This is a genomic window from uncultured Tateyamaria sp. (genome assembly GCF_947504105.1).
Classification (GTDB): domain Bacteria; phylum Pseudomonadota; class Alphaproteobacteria; order Rhodobacterales; family Rhodobacteraceae; genus Tateyamaria.
Genome location: NZ_CANNGP010000208.1, coordinates 1 through 213 on the forward strand (window position 1 = coordinate 1; position 213 = coordinate 213).

General features: G+C 58.2%; 1 protein-coding gene. It reads right to left on the reverse strand.

Annotation, left to right across the window (positions count from 1 at the left end):
• The coding region (locus Q1A75_RS24220; protein ID WP_299593805.1) for a hypothetical protein at positions 1–213 on the reverse strand (213 nt) is incomplete at both ends.

Consider the following 213-nt stretch of genomic DNA (forward strand, 5'->3'; position numbering starts at 1 on the left):
GCGTCATCACGAGGACGCGGTTATTCAAGCCGGTCTTGGGTCCCCCAAACAGCTTCCGATTACCCTTGAATAGATCATCGACCACTGAGGAGGGCATACGCTCCAGCGCGGCAATGGCCTCACGCTTGCGACGCCTGGCCTGGCTTGACGATCTCTCCTTCTCGGCGGGTTTGAAATCGACATAGGCCGCCTTCATGATCTCGGCGACTTCAG